8 protein-coding genes are annotated in these 7,252 nt (G+C 49.4%); all 8 read left to right on the forward strand.

The features are described from left to right. On the forward strand, positions 1-488 hold a 488-nt coding region (locus PR766_RS18275; protein ID WP_272518491.1), incomplete at its 5' end, for a fimbrial protein. Positions 489-575: 87 nt separating this feature from the next. Then, a complete protein-coding gene (locus PR766_RS18280) occupies positions 576-1,301 on the forward strand; it encodes a fimbrial biogenesis chaperone (RefSeq protein WP_154635957.1) in 726 nt (241 codons plus the stop codon). After that, positions 1,285-1,836, forward strand: coding sequence for a fimbrial protein (locus PR766_RS18285; protein ID WP_006657007.1), 552 nt, complete (start codon positions 1,285-1,287; stop codon positions 1,834-1,836). Before PR766_RS18280 ends, PR766_RS18285 begins: the two co-directional genes overlap by 17 nt. A gap of 19 nt (positions 1,837-1,855) precedes the next feature. After that, positions 1,856-2,440, forward strand: a complete 585-nt coding sequence (locus tag PR766_RS18290) for a fimbrial protein (protein WP_228075718.1) — start codon at positions 1,856-1,858, stop codon at positions 2,438-2,440. A gap of 21 nt (positions 2,441-2,461) precedes the next feature. Further along, positions 2,462-3,034, forward strand: a complete 573-nt coding sequence (locus PR766_RS18295; RefSeq protein ID WP_006663573.1) for a fimbrial protein — start codon at positions 2,462-2,464, stop codon at positions 3,032-3,034. After that, a complete protein-coding gene (locus PR766_RS18300) occupies positions 3,000-3,815 on the forward strand; it encodes a fimbrial biogenesis chaperone (RefSeq protein ID WP_272518492.1) in 816 nt (271 codons plus the stop codon). Before PR766_RS18295 ends, PR766_RS18300 begins: the two co-directional genes overlap by 35 nt. Further along, the gene (locus PR766_RS18305) at positions 3,802-4,608 is read left to right on the forward strand and encodes a fimbrial biogenesis chaperone (protein ID WP_006663571.1); all 807 of its coding nucleotides are present in this window, start codon (positions 3,802-3,804) and stop codon (positions 4,606-4,608) included. The genes PR766_RS18300 and PR766_RS18305 overlap by 14 nt, the downstream gene beginning before the upstream one ends. Before the next feature lie 80 nt (positions 4,609-4,688). Beyond that, positions 4,689-7,252: fimbria/pilus outer membrane usher protein (locus PR766_RS18310; protein WP_154635955.1), on the forward strand; the 2,564-nt coding region annotated here is incomplete at its 3' end.

The raw sequence follows: 7,252 nt of genomic DNA on the forward strand, positions 1-7,252 counted from the left end.
GTTTAAATGCACTGGCTGCCCCTTCTGCAGAAGTGACTCTGCAAGGCATTCTGACTAACACAACCTGTGACGTCACCATTAATGGCGGTAAATCGGTATTAAACGTTGGTGTTTTAAAAACATCGGTTGGCGAAGCTGACTCTGACTTCTCAGCAGTCAACGCAATGTCCTCTACAACCGTTGATATGCCCGTGACTTTAGTCGGCTGTGCTAAGGGTGAAGAAGGTAACTTAATCATTCAAGGTATTACGTCTGTGGGTAACAACCAACAAGACCTCTTTGTTGCGACAGATTCACAAACTGTGGGCTTTATGATTGAAGATAAAGACAACAAGCGCATCACCAACGGTAGTGGCACAAAAGTTGCCATTGGTGCAGATGAAACCGCTGCGCAATACACCTTCAAAGTCGGTATGGCAACAGCGACAGATGCACCTGCTGCTGGCTCTTACAGCGCACCGATCTTAGTTGCCTATATCGTTGACTAATTCGATTGAGTTAACTGTATCAACTTAGGTAAGACAGCCTCACCGTCTTACCTCCCTTTTCCTAACGAATGAGATGAGGATAGACACATGCGACATAACCGATTTATGCAAGGGATCTGCAGTGGCTTGCTATTGCTATCTGCTTCATCGTTAGCCGGGGTGGCGATTGATGCGACTCGCATTATTTTTTCTGCCAGTGATAACACAACAGGGAAGAGTGTTGGCATCACGAGTTCAAGTCAATCAGCGACCCCGTATTTAATCAAAGCACAAATCTTGCAAACTCCCTATGGGGACAATGGAGAAACCCCGTTTGTGGTGACGCCGTCGTTATTCCGGTTAGAGCCAGGCTCAACCAATCAGGTGCGCATCATGAAGAAAAATGGGGCGCTGCCGCAAAATAAAGAGTCGGTCTTCTATTTTCGTACCGTTGCCATGCCGACCAGCGAAAAAGGGCTAAATACCCCCCAAAATAATATTGATGGTGCGGTGCAAGTCTCCACGGGTAACGTGATTAAGCTGTTCTATCGCCCTGATAATTTGGGAATGACCCAGCCACAAGCGATGAAATCGCTGACATTTTCGAGTGTGAATAATGGGGTTAAAGTGACCAATCCTTCCCCCTACTACATCACCTTAGACACCTTAAAAATTGCCAATAAATCGGTGCCTCTGAGTGCGACCGCGGGCAATAACATGATTGCCCCTTTTGGCAGTGTTACCTATTCCCATGTGCAACGACAAGGCACGGTGGAATGGAAGGCCATTAATGACTATGGCGGAAAGGACGAATTTCATGCGCAAATTCACTAAATCATGGCCGATTTTTTTTGCCCTGTTCTTGAACGGATGGCAAATCGCGCAGGCAGAAAAAACCGAAATCCGAGCTGTTATTACGGATGATGTGGGGTGTGAGATCCGCATCCCAAACGCATTGCAGTTTACACCTAAGCGGACATCCGATTTCACCGGTGCCATTACCACTCATGAAATTAAGCCCTTAAAAGCGCAATTTATCTGTGTGGATAAAACCGGTAATCTCACCCCGAAAATTACGTTACAAGGCAACACCCCTTATAACGAAAGCACCATTTTCTTAGATGGCACCCCAAACAGCACGGGGTTTATGTTACGCCTTAGCGATGGCACACCACTCTCTTTGAGTGATTTTTACGACCCAAGCAAAGCGTTTAAACGGGGTGAACAAATTGCCTTAACGCCGCTGACTCAAGATAACGCTCACCAAACCGAAGAAACGTTTTTGGTGGGGTTAGTGGGCCCCATTGATGGGGAGGCAACCCCCGGTGAGTTTTCAGCCTCTTTAACCTTTAACCTTATTTTTCAATAAAAGATAAAAGCAGGATCCGATGATGACACAGGCTCACAAGTCACTTTATTCCCTACTGATCCCCACCGTGCTCTATGCGGTCGGGATGGGGCAATCTGCGATGGCGGCAACATCCGCAAAAACCACCTTCAATGCCAGCATTGTTGGCGGTGGCTGCCAAATTACAGCCCCCCCTACCGTGGCGATTCATAACGGGGATCTGATCCCTGCGGAAGATATCACCACGACCAGTGATATCAGTGAAACCTTTGATCTCACCATTCTTGGCTGTAAAGGTTATGGGTTAACCCCTTCGATAACCGTTGAAGGGGATACCAACAATGCCTCCGGAAAAGATCTGTTTGTCGGTACGGGCAGCACCAGCACAGGCTATGGCATTTTATTGTCCACAGACGGTAACAGTAATTTCAACCAAAGTGACAACCTCGCAACGGATAAAAAAATCACGGCACTCGCCACCAAAGAATGGAATAAAACCTTTGCTAACACATTGGATGGAACCCTCCCTCTGAAGGCAACGGTCAGTTGTGGGACCTGTACCGCCAATAACTTACAAGGTGGCGAGTTAACCGCCTCAGTGACGTTTAATTTTTTCTATAACTGATTTCTAAGGCTGTTAATAACAATGAGACACACACTTTCTTTCTTTAGCGTGATGATAGGATTGCTCTTCCCCATCGGAGAATTACAGGCAGGAAGTGCCTCAACCACCGTCTTATTTTCAGCCTTTTTTTATGGCGGTAGCTGTGAAATTAACGCGCCGGCGCAACTGCCTTATAACAACGGTGACTCCATTCCGGATGACACAATTCGTGGTGATGCACGTTTCCGCCAGTTCAATGTCACTCTGGCAAATTGTCAAGGCTACTTTATGACGCCCAAGATCACCGTGACTGGTAATACCATAACTACCAGCGATGGTGTAAAACTCTTTGCCGATGCAACCAGCACCACAAAAGGCTACGGCGTGCGAATGTCGACCACCGGTAATACGAATTTTAATGCTAATACGAATGCCGCCATTAACAATGAAATCAGCGTCAAAAGCTGGCCTGCTGCTGGCAGCGATAATGCCGCATCGTTAAATGGACCTCTGGAATTTAAAGCCTACCTCTCCTGCGGCGCCTGCACGGCCAGTGACAATTTACAAAATGGTGAGCTCATTGCCACCGTCACCTTTAGTTTCTTATATGATTAAGTGGGTAATCCGTATGTTTTCGACTCGTCTCTCTGACTATCGCGCGCTGATTCTTGTATTGATATGCAGCTGTTTTTCGTCGCTCTCCTTCGCCACAGAAGGCGGTCTGCGCTTGGCACAAACTCGCGTCGTGTTCGATGCAGCGAACCCCAATGCAAAACTGGCCATCAAGAACAGCAGCCCACAGGTTTACTTAATCAAAGCCGATGTCATCAATACACCCGAGGGCAATGCACACCAACCCGCACCGCCGTTCATTGCCACGCCGCCAATGTTTCGCTTAGAAAAAGAGAGCCAAAACACGCTACTCATTGTGCGTAATGGCACGGCAGAGCTCCCCGTCGACAGAGAATCGGTGTTTTATTTAAGTTTATTAGCGATCCCAGCCACCACAAAAGTCAATGCGCCGGAAGGCGACATGACCAGTGCGCAAGTTTCGGTGGGGATCCGCAACGTCATCAAGCTGTTTTACCGCCCGAAAGGGTTACCGATGAATATCGAGACTGCCTCAAGCAAGCTGACATTTCATTATCAAAATCAACAAATTACCGTGAGTAACCCAACGCCTTATTACATCACATTAGCGCAATTGAGTGTGGATCAGCACCCTGTCGATGTCCGCGAACGGGGTCCGATGATTGCGCCCTTTTCCACCCAAACGTATCCCATGACAGCGCATGGCACACACGTGGAATGGCGAGTGATCACCGACTACGGAGACATGAGCACCGCGTATCAGGGGAGAATTCAATCAGGAGCGATCCGCGATGAACAACCTTAATTTATCAATGATTAAAAAGTCGGTGTTGTATCGCCTGATGAGTGGGGTTGCCTTATTGGCGACGCTTTTTGTCCCGCCTGTCTGGGCAAATAACATCCAAGACCAAATCAATGGACTCACTCTGCATTCCACCCGTGTGATTTACCCCCAGGATGCGAAAAATGGGGTGACGTACACTATCACCAATAATACGACGATACCGTATTTATTGCAGGCGCGCCTATTACCGTGGGAAGGGAATGCATCAAGTCAAACTGAGCGCGAGAATACCGAAGCCGCCGATGACAATCTGACCGCCTTTATTGCCTTACCGCCGTTACAGCGCTTTGAACCCGGTGAAACGCTCACATTACGTATTCTTCAAAAGCATCATTTACTCACGCAAGATAAAGAGTCGATTGCGCAGTTGTCACTGACCGCGATCCCCGCGCAGTCAAAAGCAGCCGCGGAAGGCGCACACATGGTGCTGGCGGTACAAAATAACCTGAAACTGTTTTACCGCCCCGCGGGATTACCCGAACACAATTTCGACCATATCGCTGAACAACTGCAATTTCAGCGCACAAAAAACACGCTCACGCTGAAAAACCCCACACCGTTTTATGTCACGTTGGCATCCCTGTCGGTGGGGAAAAACGATCTGGATTTAAGTCCGTCACGCATGGTTGCCCCCTTTAGTGAAAGGCAATGGCCCCTTGATGCCAGCCATACGGCAAATGATATCCATTGGCGATTCATCGATGACGAAGGCGGAAATGACACCATGAGAACACGCCAACTCTCAGCCATGTAACTGCAACCAACAGATAAACATATTCACCCGATGCACACAGCAACGGGGGGATTCTTGCATTCGCAAGATAAAGGAAGACCATGAAAAAAGCCCATAAAATTGCTGAGCATCCGCCAAAAACTCCTTTTTTCCGTTATCACCCGCTGGCGTGCGTATTGCTATTGGCGGTGGCGCCAACACAGGCCGACGATTACTTTGACCCCAGTTTTTTAGGGGTGGTCGGTGAAAATACCGACGTGGATTTATCCGCCTTTTCACAAGCCGGTGGCGTTGCCGAAGGGGAATACACCGTGTCCGTTTTTGTGAACCAACAGGACGTGGGGCAATTCACCCTCAATTTTATCAAAAATGCTCAAGGTGACATTGCGCCTGAACTCACCCCTGAACAGCTCGACACGTTCGGGGTCAATGTGCCACACATTCCGGTACTCAAAGACTTACCGAAAGGCGAGTTGATTTCCGATTTAGGCGCACTGATCCCCCAAGCGACCACCCGATTAGATTTATCACGCTTACGATTAACTATCAGCGTGCCACAAGTCGCGATGCAGTCTCTCATCAGCCGCAATGCGGATCCGTCATTATGGGATGATGGTATTCCCGCCCTGATGGCGAACTATAACGTCAGCGCCGGTCGCACGACGAGCCGCTATGATGGTAAAAAAAACCAAAATACCAACGTCTTTGCATCCGCGCGATTAGGCGCCAATGCGGGACCGTGGCGCCTGCGCAGTAACCTCACCCATTCCCGTTTCGAATACAGTGGGGGAAATAACTCATCCGCCACGACGAATACGCAAACCTATTTTTCCAATACCACGCTATCACGGGATATTCGGGCTTTGCGCTCGACATTGTTAGTGGGGGAAAGCAGTACCGGCAGTGATGTGTTTGATGGCGTGCCCTTTAAGGGCGTGCAGCTGACCTCCAACGAGCAGATGTTACCGAGCCAATTACGTGGCTATGCGCCGGCGATCAGTGGCGTTGCCAACAGCAACGCCCGCGTCACAATTCGCCAAAATGGCAACATCGTGTATGAAGCTTATGTGGCACCGGGTCCCTTTTATATTAATGATATCCAGCAAGCGGGGTTATCGGGGGACTATGACGTCACCGTGACAGAAGCCGACGGCGCTCAGCGTCAATTTGTGGTGCCCTACTCGTCTTTACCGGTGATGCTGCGCCCTGGTGGCTGGAAGTATGAAGTCGCGTCAGGTCGTTACAATGGCAGCTTAACCACCCGTTCACGCCGCTCTGACTTTATTCTCGGTACCGCCGTGTATGGTTTGCACAATGATGTCACCGTGTACGGCGGCGCCTTGCTGGCGAAGGATTACCAATCACTGAGTGTGGGAACGGGGGTCTCTTTAGGGGATTTCGGTGCCGTTTCCACGGACGTGACGCACTCATCGGCTAAATTTAGCTATTCCAATCAAGTTGCCAGTACCAGTGAACGCAAAACCGGGCAATCCTACCGTATTCGTTATTCAAAAAGCTTAATGGCCACAGGCACCTCGGTGGATTTAACCGCATTACGTTACTCCACCGAGCATTTCTACAATTTCAGTGAATTTAACAGCCAAGGTTATCGCCTTGAGGACGGTCTTAGCCCGTGGACATTACAGCGTCGCCGCAGTAGCTTCCAAACCCAATTGAGCCAGCAAATGCAACAATACGGTTCACTGCATTTTCGCGCTAACCGCGATGATTACTGGGGAAGTAGCCGAACCTTAACGGGCTTATCCGTGGGCTACAGCAACAGTTTTAAAGGCGTCAGCTACGGGGTGAACTACAACATCGACCGTGTGAAAGACAGCCGCAATAATTGGCCAGAAAACCGCCAGCTGTCCTTTAACTTAAGCGTACCGTTTAGCCTGTTTACTCAAGACCGCGATGTGCAGTCGATTTATGCCACCTACTCCCTGAGCCATGACCAAAACGGGCGCACACAAAATAACAGCGGTCTCAGTGGCAGCCTAATGGATGGCAAACTGTCTTATGGCGCATCACAAAGTTGGGGAAATAAAGGGCAAATCGCCAACACCAACCTGAATGCGGGCTACCAAGGCGATAAAGGCAGTCTCAGTGGGGGCTATAGCTACAGTAATAATGCTCAATCCATCAATATGAACGCCAGTGGTGGCGCATTGTTACATTCTGAAGGGCTAACCTTAAGCCGTTCGATGGGCGATTCCGTTGCCCTCATTAGTGCACCGGGCTCCGAGGGTGTCAGCGTCAATGGCGGTACCGCCGTGACCGATTGGCGAGGCTATGCCGTGGCGCCTTACCTCTCCGACTATAACAAAAACAGCATTGGTTTAGACCCCAGTACGCTGCCTGAAAATGTCGATTTGCCGCAATCCAATACCAACGTTTACCCAACCAAAGGTGCGGTAGTGAAAGCCAGTTTCCGTACCCGTATCGGCTACCAAGTGTTAATGACCTTAAAGCACGGTGCCAAGTCTGTGCCATTCGGGGCGATAGCGACCTTAATAACCGATAACAGTGCTGACAACATGAGCAGCATTGTGGGGGATGGAGGGCAAGTGTACCTCACAGGGTTACCTGAAACGGGGGAATTGTTGGTGAAGTGGGGGGACGCGGCCGCGCAGCAATGTCAGGTGAATTTTGATTTACGCCATGT

The organism is Providencia sp. PROV208, assembly GCF_028479465.1.
GTDB lineage: Bacteria > Pseudomonadota > Gammaproteobacteria > Enterobacterales > Enterobacteriaceae > Providencia > Providencia alcalifaciens.

What these genes read in the sequence shown, in the direction of transcription:
- PR766_RS18295 (WP_006663573.1), top strand. Translation starts at nt 2,462, where the DNA reads ATGAGACACACACTTTCTTTCTTTAGCGTGATGATAGGATTGCTCTTC.
- PR766_RS18285 (WP_006657007.1), top strand. Translation starts at nt 1,285, where the DNA reads ATGCGCAAATTCACTAAATCATGGCCGATTTTTTTTGCCCTGTTCTTG.
- PR766_RS18280 (WP_154635957.1), top strand. Translation starts at nt 576, where the DNA reads ATGCGACATAACCGATTTATGCAAGGGATCTGCAGTGGCTTGCTATTG.
- PR766_RS18305 (WP_006663571.1), top strand. Translation starts at nt 3,802, where the DNA reads ATGAACAACCTTAATTTATCAATGATTAAAAAGTCGGTGTTGTATCGC.
- PR766_RS18290 (WP_228075718.1), top strand. Translation starts at nt 1,856, where the DNA reads ATGATGACACAGGCTCACAAGTCACTTTATTCCCTACTGATCCCCACC.